The sequence below is a fragment of the Streptomyces sp. NPDC012508 genome (genome assembly GCF_042902595.1).
GTDB lineage: Bacteria > Actinomycetota > Actinomycetes > Streptomycetales > Streptomycetaceae > Streptomyces.
Window position 1 is genome coordinate 409,475 of record NZ_JBIBEO010000008.1, and the last position, 17,743, is coordinate 427,217.

At 71.4% G+C, this 17,743-nt stretch carries 11 protein-coding genes; 3 read left to right on the top strand and 8 right to left on the bottom strand.

Features of this window, described 5'->3' with window-relative positions:
- Nucleotides 1-239: 239 nt before the first annotated feature.
- Nucleotides 240-1,031: a transcriptional repressor LexA gene (lexA, locus tag ACFY8U_RS27650; protein ID WP_361441655.1), complete on the top strand. Its 792-nt coding sequence runs from the start codon at nucleotides 240-242 to the stop codon at nucleotides 1,029-1,031.
- Between the two features lie 198 nt (nucleotides 1,032-1,229).
- Here the strand turns inward: lexA and ACFY8U_RS27655 are convergent, their stop codons facing one another.
- The 5 genes from ACFY8U_RS27655 to ACFY8U_RS27675 all read right to left on the bottom strand — a co-directional run bounded on the left by ACFY8U_RS27655 (nucleotide 1,230) and on the right by ACFY8U_RS27675 (nucleotide 9,428).
- Nucleotides 1,230-3,203, bottom strand: a complete 1,974-nt coding sequence (locus ACFY8U_RS27655; RefSeq protein ID WP_389574884.1) for an ATP-dependent DNA helicase — start codon at nucleotides 3,201-3,203, stop codon at nucleotides 1,230-1,232.
- Nucleotides 3,204-3,240: 37 nt separating this feature from the next.
- The gene (locus ACFY8U_RS27660; protein ID WP_389574886.1) at nucleotides 3,241-5,076 is read right to left on the bottom strand and encodes an IucA/IucC family protein; all 1,836 of its coding nucleotides are present in this window, start codon (nucleotides 5,074-5,076) and stop codon (nucleotides 3,241-3,243) included.
- 61 nt (nucleotides 5,077-5,137) lie between these two features.
- Nucleotides 5,138-5,917, bottom strand: a complete 780-nt coding sequence (locus ACFY8U_RS27665; protein ID WP_389574889.1) for a GNAT family N-acetyltransferase — start codon at nucleotides 5,915-5,917, stop codon at nucleotides 5,138-5,140.
- Between the two features lie 82 nt (nucleotides 5,918-5,999).
- Nucleotides 6,000-7,871, bottom strand: coding sequence for an IucA/IucC family protein (locus ACFY8U_RS27670; RefSeq protein ID WP_389574892.1), 1,872 nt, complete (start codon nucleotides 7,869-7,871; stop codon nucleotides 6,000-6,002).
- 39 nt (nucleotides 7,872-7,910) lie between these two features.
- Nucleotides 7,911-9,428, bottom strand: coding sequence for a diaminobutyrate--2-oxoglutarate transaminase family protein (locus ACFY8U_RS27675; RefSeq protein ID WP_389574894.1), 1,518 nt, complete (start codon nucleotides 9,426-9,428; stop codon nucleotides 7,911-7,913).
- A gap of 321 nt (nucleotides 9,429-9,749) precedes the next feature.
- Here ACFY8U_RS27675 and ACFY8U_RS27680 point away from each other — a divergent pair, with 321 nt between their 5' ends.
- Both ACFY8U_RS27680 and ACFY8U_RS27685 read left to right on the top strand, forming a co-directional pair.
- Nucleotides 9,750-10,925, top strand: coding sequence for a trypsin-like serine peptidase (locus ACFY8U_RS27680; RefSeq protein WP_389574896.1), 1,176 nt, complete (start codon nucleotides 9,750-9,752; stop codon nucleotides 10,923-10,925).
- A gap of 154 nt (nucleotides 10,926-11,079) precedes the next feature.
- The gene (locus tag ACFY8U_RS27685) at nucleotides 11,080-12,240 is read left to right on the top strand and encodes a trypsin-like serine peptidase (protein WP_389574899.1); all 1,161 of its coding nucleotides are present in this window, start codon (nucleotides 11,080-11,082) and stop codon (nucleotides 12,238-12,240) included.
- A 131-nt stretch (nucleotides 12,241-12,371) separates the two neighbouring features.
- Here the strand turns inward: ACFY8U_RS27685 and hflX are convergent, their stop codons facing one another.
- The 3 genes from hflX to ACFY8U_RS27700 all read right to left on the bottom strand — a co-directional run bounded on the left by hflX (nucleotide 12,372) and on the right by ACFY8U_RS27700 (nucleotide 17,701).
- A complete protein-coding gene (gene hflX / locus ACFY8U_RS27690) occupies nucleotides 12,372-13,865 on the bottom strand; it encodes a GTPase HflX (RefSeq protein WP_389574902.1) in 1,494 nt (497 codons plus the stop codon).
- Between the two features lie 118 nt (nucleotides 13,866-13,983).
- The gene (locus ACFY8U_RS27695) at nucleotides 13,984-15,480 is read right to left on the bottom strand and encodes a M1 family metallopeptidase (protein WP_389574905.1); all 1,497 of its coding nucleotides are present in this window, start codon (nucleotides 15,478-15,480) and stop codon (nucleotides 13,984-13,986) included.
- An 88-nt stretch (nucleotides 15,481-15,568) separates the two neighbouring features.
- Nucleotides 15,569-17,701 (bottom strand): RelA/SpoT family protein, encoded by a 2,133-nt coding sequence (locus tag ACFY8U_RS27700; RefSeq protein WP_389574908.1) that lies wholly within the window; start codon nucleotides 17,699-17,701, stop codon nucleotides 15,569-15,571.
- Between the last annotated feature and the right edge of the window lie 42 nt (nucleotides 17,702-17,743).

The window sequence follows — 17,743 nt, forward strand, 5'->3', positions numbered from 1 at the left end:
GCCGATTCGGGCCCCGCGAGTGCGAGACTGGGAGGGCACCCCCCGCCCGCATAGGGGAAGGCGCCGAACGGTACTTTAATGACCGAATTGCCACTGGCGCCCGGGCCTGCGTATACACCCACCCGCGCATACACGTAAGGCAATCTGCGTTTTTTCACTCGAACGTGTGTTTGGCGCAACCTTTCGAAAGCCACTACCGTTGTGCCAGCCAGGGAGACCATTCGAGAGGGGCCGCCGACGTGACCACCACCGCAGACAGTGCCACCATCACTGCCCAGGACCGCTCCCAGGGCCGACTCGAGGCGGTGCATGCCATGAATGACGCAGCCATGACCGGAGACGGGGAGCCTGGGCGACCTACGCGCTCGTTGCCCGGCCGACCTCCAGGAATCAGGGCCGACAGCTCCGGCCTCACCGACCGGCAGCGCCGGGTGATCGAGGTCATCCGGGACTCCGTCCAGCGGCGCGGCTACCCGCCGTCGATGCGGGAGATCGGTCAGGCGGTGGGCCTCTCCAGCACGTCCTCCGTGGCGCACCAGCTGATGGCGCTGGAGCGCAAGGGCTTCCTGCGCCGTGACCCGCACCGCCCCCGGGCGTACGAGGTGCGCGGTTCCGACCAGCCGAGCACCCAGCCGACGGACACGACGGGGAAGCCCGCCGCGTCGTACGTTCCCCTCGTCGGCCGGATCGCCGCCGGTGGTCCGATCCTCGCCGAGGAGTCCGTCGAGGACGTCTTCCCGCTCCCCCGGCAGCTCGTCGGCGACGGCGAGCTCTTCGTCCTGAAGGTCGTCGGTGACTCGATGATCGAGGCGGCGATCTGTGACGGGGACTGGGTCACCGTCCGTCGGCAGCCGGTCGCGGAGAACGGCGACATCGTCGCCGCCATGCTCGACGGCGAGGCGACGGTCAAGCGCTTCAAGCGCGAGGACGGCCATGTCTGGCTGCTGCCGCACAACGCGGCGTACCAGCCGATCCCTGGTGACGAGGCCACCATCCTCGGCAAGGTCGTGGCGGTGCTGCGGCGGGTGTGACACCACCCGCCGGCTCTGACCGGGCCCCGGAACCCACTGCGCCGGTTCCGGGGCCCTGCTCTGTTCATCGGGCCTATGCCGCGGGGGTCTACGCCCGGCCGAGGGCCTGCGCCGGCCTGGTGCGTTCTTGCGTCGTCCTCCGGCGGCCTGCTGTCAGCCGCAGGACCCCCGGTCCGGTCTCCGCTCGGGCCGGACTCGTCAGACCCCTGCCGCCTTCGAGGCGGCATCGATCGCCGCCAGGGACTTCCGCACCTGGTTACGGTCCGTCGTGTACCAGAAGTCGGGCAGCGAGGCCTTCAGATAGCTGCCGTACCGCGCCGTGGCCAGCCGCGGATCGAGTACGGCGACGACGCCACGGTCACAGGTGGCCCGTACGAGACGTCCCGCGCCCTGGGCCATCAGCAGGGCCGCGTGGGTGGCGGCGACGGCCATGAAGCCATTGCCGCCCGCGTCCTCGACCGCCTTCTGGCGGGCGCTCATCAACGGGTCGTCGGGGCGCGGGAACGGGATCTTGTCCATCACGACCAGCTGGCAGCTGGCGCCCGGTACATCCACCCCCTGCCAGAGGGAGAGCGTCCCGAAGAGGCACGTCTGCGGATCCGCGGAGAAGTTCTTGATCAGCTCACCGAGCGTGTCCTCGCCTTGGAGCAGGATCGGGAACTCGGGGATCCGCGAGCGCAGCTCCTCAGCAGCGAGCTGGGCTGCGCGCATCGACGAGAACAGACCGAGCGTCCTGCCGCCCGCGGCCTGCATGAGCTCCGTGAGCTCGTCGAGCATGTCCGTACGGTCGCCGTCCCGGGCGGGGCGGGACAAGTGCTTGGCGACGTAGAGAATCCCCTGCTTGGGGTAGTCGAACGGCGATCCGACGTCGATGCCCTTCCAGACCGGCATGTCGTCGCCCTGGGTGCCTTCGGGAGCCAGGCCCAGCGAGGCCCCGACGCCGTTGAAGTCGCCGCCCAGCTTCAAGGTGGCCGAGGTGAGGACGACGGACCGGTCCGCGAAGAGCTTCTCGCGGAGCAGCCCGGACACGGAGAGCGGGGCGACCCTCAGCGAGGCACCGAATCGGTCGTGGCGTTCGTACCAGACGACGTCCCACTCGGAGCCCTGTGTGATGCGCTCGGCGACGCCGTGCACGGTCTCCACGGAGGCCAGGGCCTGCTTGCGGACGGCATCCTCGTCCTGGACGGACTTGTCCCGGGTGGAGCCGAGCGCCGAGATCACCGCGCGCGAGGCGTCGCGCAGCGCCATCAGGGCGTAGCCCAGGTCCTCCGGGATCTCCTCCAGGCGGCCCGGCAGCGCCAGCTCCATGAGCCGCTCGAAGCCCTCCGCTGCGGTCTGCAGCTGGTCGGCGACCTTCTCGTCGACCAGCTTCGCGGCACGGCGGACCGCGCGGTTCACCTGACCGGGGGTGAGCTCGCCCGTGGCGACGCCCGTGACCCGGGAGACCAGCTCATGGGCCTCGTCGACGATCAGCACTTCGTGCTGCGGCAGCACGGGGGCGCCTTCGATCGCGTCGATGGCCAGCAGCGCGTGATTGGTGACGACGACCTCGGCGAGCTTGGCCCTCTCACGGGCCGCCTCGGCGAAGCACTCCGCCCCGTACGCGCACTTGCTGGCGCCGAGGCACTCCCGCGAGGAGACCGACACCTGGGCCCAGGCGCGGTCCGAGACACCGGGCGTCAGATCGTCCCGGTCGCCCGTCTCCGTCTCGTCCGACCAGTCGCGGAGCCGCAGCAGGTCCTGCCCCAGCTTGCTGGTGGGGGCGGCGGCCTCGAAGGGGTCGAAGAGGCCCTCCTCCTCGTCCTGCGGCACCCCCTCGTGGAGGCGGTGGAGGCAGAGGTAGTTCGACCGCCCCTTGAGCATCGCGAACTCCGGGCGCCGTCGCAGCTGCGGGTGCAGGGCGTCGACCGTGCGGGGAAGATCGCGCTCGACCAGCTGGCGCTGGAGCGCCAGAGTGGCCGTGGCGACCACCACGCGCTCACCGTGCGCCAGGGCCGGCACCAGATAGCCGAGGGACTTTCCGGTGCCGGTGCCGGCCTGGACCAGCAGGTGGGAGCTGTCGTCGATGGCCTCGGCAACAGCCTCGGCCATGGTGACCTGGCCGGGCCGCTCCATACCGCCGACGGCGGTCACGGCGGCGTGCAGGAGGTCGGGGAGGGATGGCTTCGTCATAGCGCGTCCACCCTACGGCGCGGCACTGACAGTCGGATCACGCGAGCGGATTCGGGACCGTTCCGTGGACGGCGGCGTGCGGCCGCTCGGGGCGGTCGCGGTAGCCGTCCAGGTGCAGACGGTTGCGGTTGAGACAGAGCCGCTCGATTCGCGGGGTGAGGAGATCGAACAGCTCGAACCGTTCCTTCAGCTCGGGGAACCGCGCCTGATGGCGCAGGATCTCGGCCCGAACGAGGGACCAGAACTCATCTTCCGGCACGGCGAGTTGCTCCTCGCAGAGCGGAGCCAGATAGCGGAAGACGCCGACAAACAGCCCTGAATGGATGAACTGGGTGAGGAACCCGGGCTCCTCGGTGAGCAGGACGGCGCGGACGTCGTCCGGCATCGTCTCGTGCTCGGGCAGCGGGTGGTCGCTGATGTTGACGTCGTCGACGAAGTCCTTGATCGCCAGGCGTACGGGGACGTCGTGGTCGTCGTAGACGACGATGGCGTTCTCGCCGTGCGGCGAGAAGACCGTGCCGTACTGGTAGAGGAAGTGCAGCAGCGGGGGCAGCAGGGCGGCGAAGAGCCGTTGGAGCCAGACGGTGGGTGCGAGTCCGGATCGCTCGACGAGCTCGGCGACGAAGGCGCGGCCGTGCGGGTCGGTGTGCAGCAGGGCGGCCAGGGTCCGGGCGCGTTCGCCGGGCGGGAGCTTGAGCGGTTCACGCCAGATCGCGCCGAGGAGTTCCTTGTACTGGTACGGGACCTCGGGCAGCCGGTCGTAGAGAGGGTGCTCGACGGTGACCGAGGCGATCTCGCCGAGGAGGACCACGCCGCACTCGTCGCGCAGGAACGGGTCGGCGTCGCGGAGGCCGTGGACCCAGGAGGTGACGGCGGGTGCGGCGAGGGTCCGCTCCGTGGGCAGGCCGCGCCAGACGAGGGTGTTGAGCACGGAGAGCGGCAGCTTCACGGTGTGCCGGTCGGGCCTGCTCGTGTTGAGGAAGGTACGGATGGACTGCTGCGGCAGGCGCAGGTCGCCGTCGGCGGGAAGCGGCACGATCGCCCCTGCGGCGACCGCGGGGGCATAGAGGGGCAGGATGACCTCGTCCCACTGCCAGGGGTGAACCGGCAGGAGGAGGTACCTGTCGGGGTCGAGCCTGCGGTCCCGGAGCGTCGCTCGGAAGGTCTCACGTACCTCGGCGTCCAGTTCACGGGCGTAGAGCTGGTCGGGGGTGTCGAGGCCGGCGACTCCGCGGTAGGCGGCGAGGTCGGTGCTGACGGCGATCCAGGGGAGCCGGGCAGGGCGGCGGGCCTCGGGGGCCCAGCGCGCGGCATCGGTGGCGGAGAAGCCGATCCTGCCTTTGTTGAGGACGAGCCAGGGGTGGCCCGTCTGGTGGCCTTCGAGTTCGGCGTACCCGAGGTCGGCGAGCCGGTCGGCGGCGAGGGCCGTCCGGTCGAGGCGTGCGTCGGCGGCGAGGGTGGTGGTGAGCTCGCGGATCAGATGGCCGAGGGTGGCTCCGTCGAGGTCCAGCAGGCGACGGGCCCGGACGAGGAAGTCGAGGGGGTCGGTGAGCGGCTGTCCGTCGCGCGTCAGGGAGTCGGGGTCGAGACGCCAGCTTCCGTAGGCGCCGCGGCGGGCCGTGAAGGTCAGCGCGGAGCCGTCGTCGAGGCGGAGGAGGTAGGGCCGGAGACCGTCCGGGGCACCTGGAGTGCCGTTGCCCTTTTGGGAGTCGGGCTGCGTGCCTGGCGCCGGGACGGGCTCGACGATCTCCTCGTACGCGAACTCGGCGATGGTCTTGGCGAGCAGGCGCGAGGCGGCGCGGGTCCAGGCCTCGGGGGTCAGCTCGGCGGGCGAGAGCAGTGTGGAGTCATGGGTGGCAGGGGACGTCGGCACGGGGACTCCTCGGGGTGGGAACCGCTGTGGGTCGAGCGGTGTATGTAAGGCAGGGAGGCGTTCACAGGACGTGACGAAGGGCCCGGTCGCGGACCATGAGGGCGGCTCGCTTGTCGGGGAGGTCGACTTCCGCGGAGAAGCGGTAGCCGGCGCTCAGGAAGGCTGAGACGGAGGGGGTGTTGCGCAGGTCGGGTTCGGCGATGACACGTGTGCTGTGCGGACGGTGATCGAGCGCGAGATCGGCGACGGTACGGAGGAGCACGGTGCCGACACCCCGGCCTCGGTCGCCGACGCTGCCGAGGAGGAGGTGGATGCCGGTGTCGTGCGGACGGGCGGGGTAGTGCCGGGCCAGCGGGTCGAGGTCGGCGCGGTAGATCTCGAAGTAGCTCATCGGGGTGGAGTCGAGGACTCCGAGGCAGGGCACGCTGCGGCCGTCGCCGTCGAGTTGGGCGCGGATGTGGGTGGCCGTGACGGTCTCGGGGCCGGAGAGCTCCCAGAAAGCGGCGACGGCCGGGTCGTTCATCCACCGTGTGATGAGGGTCAGGTCGCGCTCGAGCCTGACGGGTACGAGGCGGAACGTGCCGACGGGGGTGGCGGCGGGGCCCCAAGTGGCGACCTCGTCGAGGAGGTCGCCGTCGGTGGTCGCCGTGCCCTCGGCGGCCGCGATGAGGGCGACGAGTTCGTCCGAGAGATGCAGGTCCAGAGTGTCCTCGCTGCCCGTTCCGGAGGCGGGCAGGGCGCCGGTACGGGGCACGGGGCCCGTGTCGGCATCCGGGCAAGTGGTGCCGGCGCCGGCATCGGGGTTCGTGTCGGTGCCGGGACGCGCATCGGCGGGAGGCACGGTGGTGGTCTCCTCTCGGCGGGTTCGTTCGGATGGCGATCTACGGCCGGTGGTCCTCAGCCGTGCGATCGGGGCGTGGACTTCAGGAACGGAGGGGGTTGGTGATGGCGACGTAGACGGATTGGGTGTCGACAGGGCCGACGAGTTCGTCGAGGCCGTGCAGACGGGTGAGGAGGTTGGCCTTACAGCGCAGGGTCGCGGCCTCCAGAAGCCGGTGCGGCAGCGGGGAGCCGAGGCTGATGGCGGAGGTGAGGAACTGGCGGAACCCGGCGAGCAGGACGCGTTCGTCGGCGAGGTGCTGGGCGCCGAAGGCCCCGATGAGTCCGAGGACGTTGTTGATGCCGAGGTAGTAGGCGAAGCGTTCGTCGGTGACCTGGTCGGAGACGAAGGTGTCGCTGGCCGCCCCGATCCCTGGGAGGCGGCTCTCCAGCTCGTCACGGCGTGACTCGCGGAAGTAGTAGCCCTGATTGTCGCGGTAGCGGCCGCCGATGGGCCAGCCGTCGGGGTCGAGGAGCACCAGGGTGTTCTGCTGGTGAGCCTCCAGGGCGACGCCGGCCACGCCGTCGAGCCAGAGGACGGGGCGGACGACCTGGTCGAGATAGCGCAGGAACCACTCGGCCGCGACGGCCGTCATGGGGCGGCCGGTGCGGGCGGCCAGGCGGGTGACGATGTCGGCGAGGCGGGAGCGCATCCGTGTGGTGCCGGGCCAGGGGCGCGGAGCGGTGAGGGCGGCGATGCAGACGGCGTCGTCCCCGGCGGTGAAGGGATTGTGCCGGATCATCACGTCGAGGCCGGGGACGGGTTCGCCGTCCAGGGTGTCGACCGCGAGCCAGGCGGGGTCGCGGACGATGTCGAAGCCGGGGTGGGCGGCCTGCCACTGGTCGACGAGGCCGGTGCGCAGGAGCCGGTGGACCTCGACGCCGCGGTGGAGTTCCTTACGGAGGTTCTCTCGGCGGGAGTTGGTGATGCGGACGCCGAGGGACAGCTTGAGCATCGTCCGGGCGCCGGGCCGGTGCACGGTACGGACGGAGGAAGTGGGGTGCCAGTCGGCTCCGGCGGGGCCGAGGTCGTGGAGGAGGCCGGATGCGAGGAGGGAGGCGACGGCGGGTCGGTGCGACAGTTCGCGCGCCTGCCAAGGGTGCAGGGGCAACGGGACGGTGCCGGGGGGCACGTCGAGTCCGTCGGCGAGGCCGGTGGCGAGCTGGGCTGCGGTGACGGCGCGGCCCTGTTCGGTCCAGGCGGAGTCGGAGGCGAGGACCTTGGGGTCGACGGCCATCCAGTGCAGCGGGAAGGAGCCGTACAGCTCGGGTGAGTAGAGCCGGGCCTCGGCGTCGGAGAGTCCTTCGCGGCTCTTGGAGGTGGGGTGGAGCGGGTGGCCGAGCAGCAGGGACTGCTCGGCGGTGAGGAAGAGGTCGGCTTCGGGGCCGGGGGTCGGGCGGCGGCGCCGGTCGGTGATGAAGTCGGCGGTGCGGCGGGCCGAGTCGGCGACGCGGCCGACGAGTTCGGTGCCTTCGGGGCGGCCGGTCTCGCGGCTGATCAGGGCGGCGACGGTGACGGCGTCGGCGCGGGGGGCGGTGGGGTGCAGCCCCTCCAGAGCGGGCGGGCCGAAGCGGTGCCATCCCGTGGGCGACCAGTAGAGGACGGGAACGAGGAGGGCGGTGCCGCTGGCTTCGAGCGGGATGCGGAGGGTGGTGGAGCCCGGGGCGGGCAGGTTCTTCTCCCGTACCCAGCAGCGCAGCAGGTTCTCGATCGTCGCCGCATCGGCGGCGCGCCGCGGATCCGGGTCGTCGAGCGGGTCCTGGCGGATGCCCGCGCCACCCGCGGCCGTGCGCGCGGTCGAGGGCTGAGTGTCGTACGGGCCGGAGTGCTGGCGCGGGACGATGGCCTGCTCGACGGTGAGCGGGCCGCGTGCGGCGCTGCCGGTGTCGGACGCTTCGGAGGGGCTGGCGTTCACGGGGGCTTCCTTGTGAGGGTGTCCGGGATCGGTCCGGGGTCAGTGGGACGGCCCGGTCGGCCCGGCCGGTCCGGTGGTTCCAGTGGTTCCGGGGTTTCCAGTGGTTCCTGTGGTTCCTGTGGTTCCTGTGGCGTTCCGGAGGTGGGCGGCGTGCGCGTGGGGGCGCGGGCGGTGGCCACGTTCGGCGGCGGCCAGGGCGTCGGCGAAGCGGTCGAGGACGGCCTCGGCCTGCTCGTCGGTCAGGGTGAGCGGCGGCAGAAGACGCACGACACCCGAATGACGACCGCCGAGTTCGACGATGAGACCTCGGTGCAGGCACTCCTGCTGGACGGCCACGGCGAGGGCCTGGTCGACCGGTGGTGCGCCCGCGCCGTCGCCGGGGGTGTCCGGGTCCACGAGCTCGACGCCGATCATGAGCCCCCGGCCGCGGACGTCGCCGATGCAGCGGTGGGCGGCGGCCAGGCCCTGGAGGCGGCCCAGCATCCGCGCGCCCAGGGTGGCGGCGCGGTCGGCGAGCCGGTTCTCCCGTACGTACGCCAGGGTGGCGGCGCCGGCGGCCATGGCGAGCTGGTTGCCTCGGAAGGTGCCCGCGTGGGCGCCGGGCTCCCAGGCGTCGAGCTCCGCCCGGTAGACGATGACCGCGAGCGGGAGGGAGCCGCCGATGGCCTTGGAGAGGACCATCACGTCGGGGACGATGCCGCTGTGCTCGACGGCCCAGAAGGCGCCGGTGCGGCCGACGCCCGTCTGGACCTCGTCCGCGATGAGCGGGATGGACCGGGCCGCGGTGATCTCCCGCATGCGGCGCATCCAGTCGTCGGGGGCGGGGATGACACCGCCCTCCCCCTGCACCGGTTCGAGGATCATCGCGGCGGGGTTCATGACCCCGCTCTTGGGGTCGTCGAGGAGGTTCTCCGTCCAGCGCGCCGCCAGCTCGGCTCCGCGGTCGCCTCCGACGCCGAAGGGGCAGCGGTAGTTCTGCGGATAGGGCAGCCGGGCGACCCGTACCTCGGTCGCTCCTCCCGACGCGTCCAGGGCACCGGCCGTCATGCCGTGGTAGGCGCCGGTGAAGCTGAGCAGCCCGCTGCGGCCGGTGGCCGTGCGGACGAGTTTGAGCGCGGCTTCGACCGCGTCCGTACCGGCCGGTCCGCAGAACTGGATGCGCGCGTTGTCGGCGAGTCCGGCGGGCAGCGTGGCGAACAGCTCGGTGGTGAAGGCGTCCTTGACCGGGGTGGCGAGGTCGAGGACATGGAGCGGGGCCCCCGAGTCGAGCACCTTCTTGATGGCTTCGAGGACCACCGGGTGATTGTGTCCGAGCGCCAGGGTCCCCGCGCCGGAGAGGCAGTCGAGATAGCGCCGGCCGTCGGCGCCCTCGATGGTCAGGCCTCTGGCCCGCACGGGCACGATCGGCAGCGAGCGCGCGTACGTGCGCGCCGCCGATTCGCGCAACGACTGGCGGCGCAGGATGCCTTCGAGGGCGCCCGCCTCGCCGGTCCTCCGTTCGCCCTGGTGCGCCTGCGCGGCCGACAGTACGGCCGGAGCTGGTTCGGTCACGGCCACGGCTCGGTGTCCTCCCGCTGTAACAGTTGCGTTGCACATCGGTACGTTGCTCCGCCCTGCGAAGGGCAGCCTTGAACGCCTCCTCTGTGTCCCCCGTACGTACCAACGACGCGAACTCCCAAGGATCACGGGAGAATCCCAAGATCCTTTACGTGGCGGGGATCACGGCCGGGCAACGACCGCAGGCGGACCGGAACCGTGGACCTGTTCGGTACCGTCCCCTCCGGCACCGGCATAGTGGGGGCCGCACTTCGGCGCCGCTCACGGCGCCACCACAGTTCACTCATGCACAAGTTGACGTAGTCCCAGGGGGATCACGAGATGCGATCGATTCGTCCGCTGCTGGCCGCGGCAGCCGCCGTCGCGGCGCTGACGCTGACGGCGACGGCCTGCGGCCCGACCGAGGAGAACGCGGGCGACAAGCCCAGCGCGCCCGCGAGCCCGTCCACCGGCGACAAGATCACGATTCCGGACGATCTCAAGGACCGGCTCAAGGAGCACGGGATCGATCTGGACAAGTGGAGGAACGGCGAGTGGAAGAACTGGGACCGCGACAAGTGGCTGCGTGAGGCGAAGGACTACGTCAACCCGATCATCGAGGACCTCTGGGACCCGGACCGGATGCGGGACGCGCAGCGCCCCGACAAGCCGGTCGAGGAGGAGGACATCTCGGGTGACGAGGGAGTGACCGACCCGACGCCCGCGCCGGTGAAGGCGAAGGGCGTACCGGCCGCGTACCACTCCAACGCCCCCGAGGCGGGCAAGGTGTTCTTCGACGGCCCCGAGGGATCGATGGTCTGCTCGGCCACGGTCGTGAAGGACCCGGCCAACCCCGGCAAGTCCAACATGGTCTGGACGGCGGGCCACTGTGTGCACGCCGGCAAGAAGGGCGGCTGGTACCGCAACATCGCCTTCGTGCCGTCGTACAACGACAAGGCCCTGCCGACCGCGCAGCTGGAGAACGCGACCCGCGAGCAGGTCGCGCCGTACGGCGTGTGGTGGGGCGACTGGGCCCAGACCTCCGAGCAGTGGATCTCCGAGGGCGCGGCGACCGGCGGCCAGGGGGCGCCGTACGACTTCGCGGTGATCCATGTGACGCCGGAGAAGGGGAGCACGGGCAAGTCGCTGGAGGAGACGGTCGGTTCGGCGCTCCCGGTCGACTTCAACGCTCCCGCGGTGTCGAAGATCGTGAACATGCAGGCGACCGGCTACCCGGCGGGCCCGCCGTTCGACGGCCAGAAGATGTACCAGTGCAAGGACAAGCCGGGCCGTCTCTCGGTGAAGGCGGATCAGCCGACGATGTACCGCATCGGCTGCACCATGACCGGTGGTTCGTCCGGTGGTGGCTGGGTGGCCGCGGGCAAGGACGGTCAGCCGGCGCTGGTGTCCAACACCTCGATCGGACCGGTGACGGCGGGCTGGCTGGCCGGTCCGCGCCTGGGCGCCGAGGCCAAGGGCATCTACGACGAGGTCAGCAAGAAGTTCGCCGGCCGCTAGGCGGGCCGGTCCGAGGGGCGGGACCCTGCGGGGTCCCGCCCCTTCCTACGGGCATACTGTGCACCGCAAGTGACGCGTCCATGGCAACGCGACCGTGTATGCGGTCCGTGGCGTCGCCCGGACGCGGGAAACATCATCTGGGGGATCTCAACTCATGCGTTCCACACGACTCATACCGACGGTCGCCGCGCTGGCCTCGGCGCTCGCGCTGACCGCCACCGCCTGCGGCCCGACCGAGACTCCGGCGGCCGACAAGCCCGCGGCGGAGACGAGCGCACCCGCCACCGGCGGCGGCGATGCCGCGCTTCCCCAGGACCTCGCCGACAAGCTGAAGAAGCACGGCGTCGACCCAGACAAGTGGAAGAACGGCGAGTGGAAGAACTGGAACAAGGACACATGGCTCCGTGAGGCCGAGGACTTCGTCAACCCGGTGATCGAGGGGCTCTGGGACTCCCAGCGGATGCAGTCCGCGAAGAGCCCGGACCAGGCGATGGCCACGACGGCGGGCTCCGGGGGCAGCGACCCCACGCCGCGGCCCGTCAAGGCCCAGCGGGAGAAGACCCCGTACCACCGCAACGCGGCACCGGTCGGCAAGATCTTCTTCGACTCGCCCCAGGGCCACATGGTCTGCTCCGGCACGATCGTGAAGGACCCCCGCCGGCCCGGGAAGTCCAACATGGTGTGGACCGCGGGCCACTGCGTCCACGCGGGTCAGCGCGGCGGCTGGTACCGCAACATCACCTTCGTCCCCGCCTACAACGACCTCGGCAAGTCGCCGGCAGCGCTGCGCAACGCCAAGCCGCACGAGGAGGCACCGTACGGCCAGTACTGGGCCGACTGGGCCGTGACCTCGGGCGAGTGGATCCAGCGCGGTGGGTCACAGGGCGCGTGGCCGTACGACTACGCCGTGCTGCACGTGAAGCCGGCCCAGGGCAAGAAGTCCCTGGAGGAGACCGTCGGCGCGGCGCTGCCGATCGACTTCTCGGCGCCGACGCCGGCCCAGGCCGGAACGGTGGGCGCCTGGGGCTACCCGGCGGCGCCGCCGTACAACGGTCTGATCATGCACAAGTGCCTGGACCGGGCGACGCGGCTCACCACGGCACCGGCCACGCCGACCATGTACCGCATCGGCTGCACGATGACCGGTGGCTCGTCCGGCGGCGGCTGGTTCCGCGCGCTGCCGAACGGGACGACCGCGCTGGTGTCGAACACCTCGATCGGCCCGGCCGGCGGCAACGGCTGGCTGGCGGGACCGCTGCTGGGCCGCGGCGCGAAGAATGCGCACGAGATGGTGAGCAAGAAGTTCGCCCGCTGACCCGACGCGCCTGAGGTGCCGGGCTCCGGCGGAGACCGGCGTACGACATGCGGAAGGCCCCGCCCCCGATGAGGGGGCGGGGCCTTCCGTCTGTCGCGTGAGCGGACCGGTCGGTCAGCGGACCGGTCCGCTCAGTGAGCGGCCGGTACGTACGGCGTGAGGAACGCCGCCAGCTCCTCGTGCACACGCGCCTTGAGCAGCGTGCCCTCGGGCGTGTGCTCCTCGGAGAGCAGCTCGCCCTCGGCGTGCACCCGGGAGACGAGACCGCCTTCCGTGTACGGCACGAGTGCCTCGATCTCGACCTGCGGCCGCGGCAGCTCGGCGTCGATGAGCGCGAGCAGCTCCGGGATGCCCTCGCCCGTGCGGGCGGAGACCGCGATCACGTGCCGCTCGACCCGCAGCAGCCGCTGCAGAACGAGGGGGTCGGCCGCGTCCGCCTTGTTGACGACCACGACTTCCGGCACGTTCACCGCGCCGACGTCCCGGAAGACCTCGCGCACGGCGGCGAGCTGCTCCTCCGGAGCCGGGTGCGAGCCGTCCACCACGTGCAGGATCAGGTCGGAGTCCCCGACCTCCTCCATGGTGGAGCGGAACGCCTCGACGAGGTGGTGCGGCAGATGCCGTACGAACCCCACGGTGTCGGCCAGGGTGTACACCCGGCCGCTGGGCGTCTCGGCCCGGCGTACGGTCGGGTCGAGGGTGGCGAACAGGGCGTTCTCCACCAGCACACCCGCGCCGGTCAGTCGGTTGAGCAGCGAGGACTTGCCCGCGTTGGTGTATCCGGCGATGGCGACCGACGGAACCTTGTGACGGCGCCGCTCCTGCCGCTTGATGTCGCGGCCGGTCTTCATCTCCGCGATCTCCCGGCGCATCTTCGCCATCTTCTCGCGGATCCGACGCCGGTCGGTCTCGATCTTGGTCTCACCGGGACCACGGGTGGCCATGCCGCCACCGCCGCCGCCACCCATCTGACGGGAGAGCGACTGACCCCAGCCTCGCAGTCGCGGCAGCATGTACTGCATCTGCGCGAGCGCGACCTGCGCCTTGCCCTCTCGGGACTTGGCGTGCTGGGCGAAGATGTCGAGGATCAGGGCGGTCCGGTCGACCACCTTGACCTTGACGACGTCTTCGAGGGCGATGAGCTGGCCGGGGCTGAGTTCGCCGTCGCAGACGACGGTGTCGGCGCCGGACTCGAGCACGATGTCCCGCAGCTCACGGGCCTTGCCCGAGCCGATGAAGGTCGCCGGGTCCGGCTTGTCACGGCGCTGGATCACGCCGTCGAGTACCAGGGCACCCGCCGTCTCGGCGAGGGCCGCGAGCTCCGCGAGGGAGTTCTCCGCGTCCTGGACGGTCCCCGAGGTCCATACGCCTACCAGCACGACGCGCTCAAGGCGCAGCTGCCGGTACTCGACCTCGGTGACGTCCTCGAGCTCGGTGGAGAGGCCCGCCACGCGCCGCAGGGCCGCGCGCTCGGAGCGGTCGAACTGATCGCCGTCCCGCTCTCCGTCGATCTCGTGGCTCCAGGCGACGTCCTCTTCCATCAGGGCATCGGCCCGAAGGCTCTCGGTGCGGTTCGTGTCCGCGAAGCTCTGCTCGTCCTGGGAAGGGGATGAAGAGGAGGTCATTTGATCCTTACGTCGATGGAAAGTCGTTGCGTCGATCACAACGTGTGACGGCACGGAAAGATTCCCGGGCCGACCGCGTCGTCGACCTGACGATGGTGACACGGTCGGCCCGGGCCCGTCATCCGGGTTTCACCGCGCCGCCCCGGGCCTTCTCGACGGGCCGGGAGCGCCAGTCCGGGTGGCCGGGCATCGGCGGGGTCTTCTCCGCGTACAGCCAGCCGGCGAAGAAGGACGTGAGGTCACGCCCCGCGACGTCGGAGGCGAGCGCGGTGAAGTCGGCGGTGGTGGCGGTGGCGTCCTTGTGCTCGCTCACCCAGCGACGCTCCAGCTGCTGGAAGGCCTCCGCGCCGATCTCCTCGCGCAGCGCGTAGAGGACGAGGGCGCTCCCGTCGTACACGACGGGCCGGAAGAGGCTGATCTTCTGCCCGGGCGTGGGCGGCTCGGGGGCGGCGGGCGGCCCGCCGTCCGCGCGCCAGCCGTCGGAGGCGGCGTAGGCGGCCTTCATGCGCCGTTCCATGGACTGCCCCGCGGTCTCCTCGGCGTACAGCGCCTCGTACCAGCTGGCATGCCCCTCGTTGAGCCACAGGTCGGACCAGGTGCGGGGCGAGACGCTGTTGCCGAACCACTGATGGGCCAGCTCGTGGACCATGATCGAGTCGACGTACCACTCCGGGAACCCGGGCTCGGTGAAGAGCCTTCTCTCGAAGAGAGAGAGCGTCTGGGTCTCCAGCTCGAAACCGGTGGTCGCGTCGGCGATCAGCAGCCCGTACGTCTCGAAGGGGTAGCGGCCGACCTTGCCCTCCATCCACTCCATGTGGGCGGGGGTGCGCTTGAGCCAGGGCTCCAGGAGGTCCCGGTCGGCCGTGCGGACCACGTCCCGCAGCGGCAGGTCGTGCGGCCCCGCCCGGTGGACGACGGTGGTGCGGCCGATGGAGACCTGGGCGAGTTCCGTGGCCATGGGGTGGGCCGTGCGATAGGTCCAGGTGGTGGTGGATCCGTCGGTGGTCCGGCCCGCGGGCAGACCGTTGGCGACGGCCGTGAGCGCGCTGGGGGCGGTGATCCGGAAGGTGAAGTACGCCTTGTCGGCGGGGTGGTCGTTGGAGGGGAAGACCCGGTGGGCGGCGTCTGCCTGGTTGGCCATGGCGAGGCCGTCGCCGGTGCGGACCCAGCCGCCGGCGTCGGCGGGGCCGGCGGGATCGCTGGTGTGGGTGACGGCGATGGTCATCGCGTCGCCGCTCTCGGTCGCCGTGGCGGGCGTGATCACCAGGTCTTCGCCACTGGACTCGAAGGCCGCCGGCTCCCCGTCGACGGTGACGGAGGCGACCGTCCCGTGCGTGAAGTCCAGGTTGATCCGCTCCAGGTCGGCCGTGGCCAGTGCCTCGATCCGGGTCACGGCGTCGAGCGGTTCGGTGTTCTCACCGGGGTACGTGAGCGAGATGTCGTACGTGAGGACGTCGTAGCCGGGGTTGCCGAGGTGAGGGAAGAGCGGGTCTCCGATGCCGAGCGGTGTCGGCGCGGGGAGGGCGGCGGCGACGAGCCCGGCCGAAGCGGCGACGAGGACGGCGGCGCGCAGCCATCGCGCGCGTGGGGAGGCGTTTCGGGGAGTGAGCGGCATGGGCTACGGCTACCAGTGCCTTCGCCGCTCCCCCGGACGGCGCGCTCACCCGCCACCCGAAGGGGTCACCCCGCCGCCACGGCTGACGTCACTCGTCGTGTGTGGCGGGGTGCCGGGCGCGGCTCACGTCGTACACCCCCGGTACGTCACGCATGGCCCTCATCAGGGTGGGCAGACCTGCCGCGTCCGGGAGTTGCAGGGTGTACGTGTGCCGGACACGCTGTTCGCTCGGGGGTTCGACGGTCGCCGACACGACGGCGACACCCTCACCGGCGATGGCCTCGGTGAGGTCGGCGAGGAGACGGGGCCGGCCGAAGGCCTCGGCGACGAGCGTGACGCGGCACTCGGCGGTGTCGCCCCAGCGGACGGAGACGGGTGCGCGCCCCAGCCGTCTCATCGTGCCGACGGCCGCGCAGCCGATGCGGTGCACGGTGACGGAGCCGCCCCGCACCTGGAAGCCGGTGATCGCGTCGGGGGGTACGGGGGTGCAGCAGCCGGCCGGTCGTACGGCGGCGGCCGGAGCGCCGGGAAGGTCGGCGTGGAGCTTGGCGCCCGAGCGCCGGTCGGCCGTGACGGAGACGGGTGGCCTCGGGTCGGCCTCCGGCGCTCCGACGGCTTCCGGGTGGGCCTGTAGCCAGGCCGTGATCGCGATCCGCGCGGCTGGCGTACGGGCGTGGTCCAGCCACTCCGGAGAGGGCCCGGAGGCGGTGTCCTGGGCGAGGAGCAGCTGGACGGTGTCGCCGTCGTTCAGGACGGTACTGAGCGTCGCCAGGCGGCCGTTGACCCGCGCGCCCAGGCAGCCGTGGGCCGCGGCGCCGTGCTGGGCGTACGCCGCGTCGACACAGCTCGCCCCGGCGGGCAGACCGAGTGTGCCGCCGTCGGCGCGGAAGACGGTGATCTCCTGGTCCTCGGCGAGGTCGGCGCGCAGCGAGGTCCAGAAGGTGTCCGGGTCGGGGGTGGACTGCTGCCAGTCCAGGAGCCGGGAGAGCCAGCCGGGGCGGGTCGGGTCGGCGCGCTCGCCGTCCTCGGCGGGTTCGACGCCGTCGCCTCCCGCCGGGGGTGTGTACGGGTTGCCCAGCGCGACGACACCGGCCTCGGCGACCTTGTGCATCTGGTGCGTACGGATGAGGACTTCGGCGACGGCCCCGTCGGGGGCGGCGACGGCGGTGTGCAGCGACTGGTACAGGTTGAACTTGGGAGCCGCGATGAAGTCCTTGAACTCGGAGATCACCGGGGTGAAACAGGTGTGGAGTTCACCGAGGACGGCGTAACAGTCGGCGTCCTCGGCCACCAGGACGAGGAGCCGTCCGAAGTCGCTGCCCCGCAGGTCGCCGCGCTTGAGGCGGACACGGTGGACGGAGACGAAGTGCCGTGGACGGACGAGCACTTCGGCGCCGATGTCCGCCTCGCGCAGGACCGCCGCGACGCTGTCGGCGATGGTGGCGAGGGCGTCGCCCGCGCCGGTGTTCCCGGCGATGAGGACGCGGGTGTTCTCGTACTCCTCCGGGTGGAGGATCGCGAAGACGAGGTCCTCCAGCTCGCTCTTCAGCGCCTGGACGCCGAGCCGCTCGGCGAGCGGGATGAGGACGTCGCGGGTCACCTTGGCGATCCGGACCTGTTTCTCGGGGCGCATCACACTGAGGGTGCGCATGTTGTGGAGACGGTCGGCGAGTTTGATCGACATGACGCGGACGTCGTTGCCGGTGGCGACGAGCATCTTGCGGAAGGTCTCGGGTTCGGCGGCGGCGCCGTAGTCGACCTTCTCCAGCTTGGTCACGCCGTCGACGAGATAGGCGACCTCGTCGCCGAACTGCTCCCGTACCTGATCGAGCGTCACCTCCGTGTCCTCGACGGTGTCGTGGAGCAGGGCGGCGGTCAAAGTCGTTGTCTCGGCTCCGAGTTCGGCGAGGATCAGGGTGACCGCGAGCGGATGGGTGATGTACGGCTCACCGCTCTTGCGGAACTGTCCGCGGTGCGAGGACTCGGCCAGGACGTACGCGCGGCGCAGCACGGCCAGGTCGGCGTCGGGGTGGTGTGCCCGATGGGCCTCCGCCACGTGCCCGATGGCGTCGGGCAGCCGGTCCCTGGCGGTGGGTCCGAGCAGTGCGGCGCGGCCCAGCCGACGGAGGTCGAGCCTCGCACGGGCGCGGCCGCGACTGCGGGGAGCGTCGGGGCCCGCGGCCTCCGCTGCGCTCACAGGGTTGGTGGCCTCTGCACTCATGGGGCACCTCCGGCGACGTCGACCGGCGGTGGACGGGCAAGG

Bases quoted from the DNA above. Each gene is read 5' to 3' on its own strand.
- ACFY8U_RS27680 (WP_389574896.1), top strand. From the start codon at position 9,750: ATGCGATCGATTCGTCCGCTGCTGGCCGCGGCAGCCGCCGTCGCGGCG.
- hflX (WP_389574902.1), bottom strand. From the start codon at position 13,865: ATGACCTCCTCTTCATCCCCTTCCCAGGACGAGCAGAGCTTCGCGGAC.
- ACFY8U_RS27685 (WP_389574899.1), top strand. From the start codon at position 11,080: ATGCGTTCCACACGACTCATACCGACGGTCGCCGCGCTGGCCTCGGCG.
- ACFY8U_RS27655 (WP_389574884.1), bottom strand. From the start codon at position 3,203: ATGACGAAGCCATCCCTCCCCGACCTCCTGCACGCCGCCGTGACCGCC.
- ACFY8U_RS27695 (WP_389574905.1), bottom strand. From the start codon at position 15,480: ATGCCGCTCACTCCCCGAAACGCCTCCCCACGCGCGCGATGGCTGCGC.
- ACFY8U_RS27700 (WP_389574908.1), bottom strand. From the start codon at position 17,701: ATGAGTGCAGAGGCCACCAACCCTGTGAGCGCAGCGGAGGCCGCGGGC.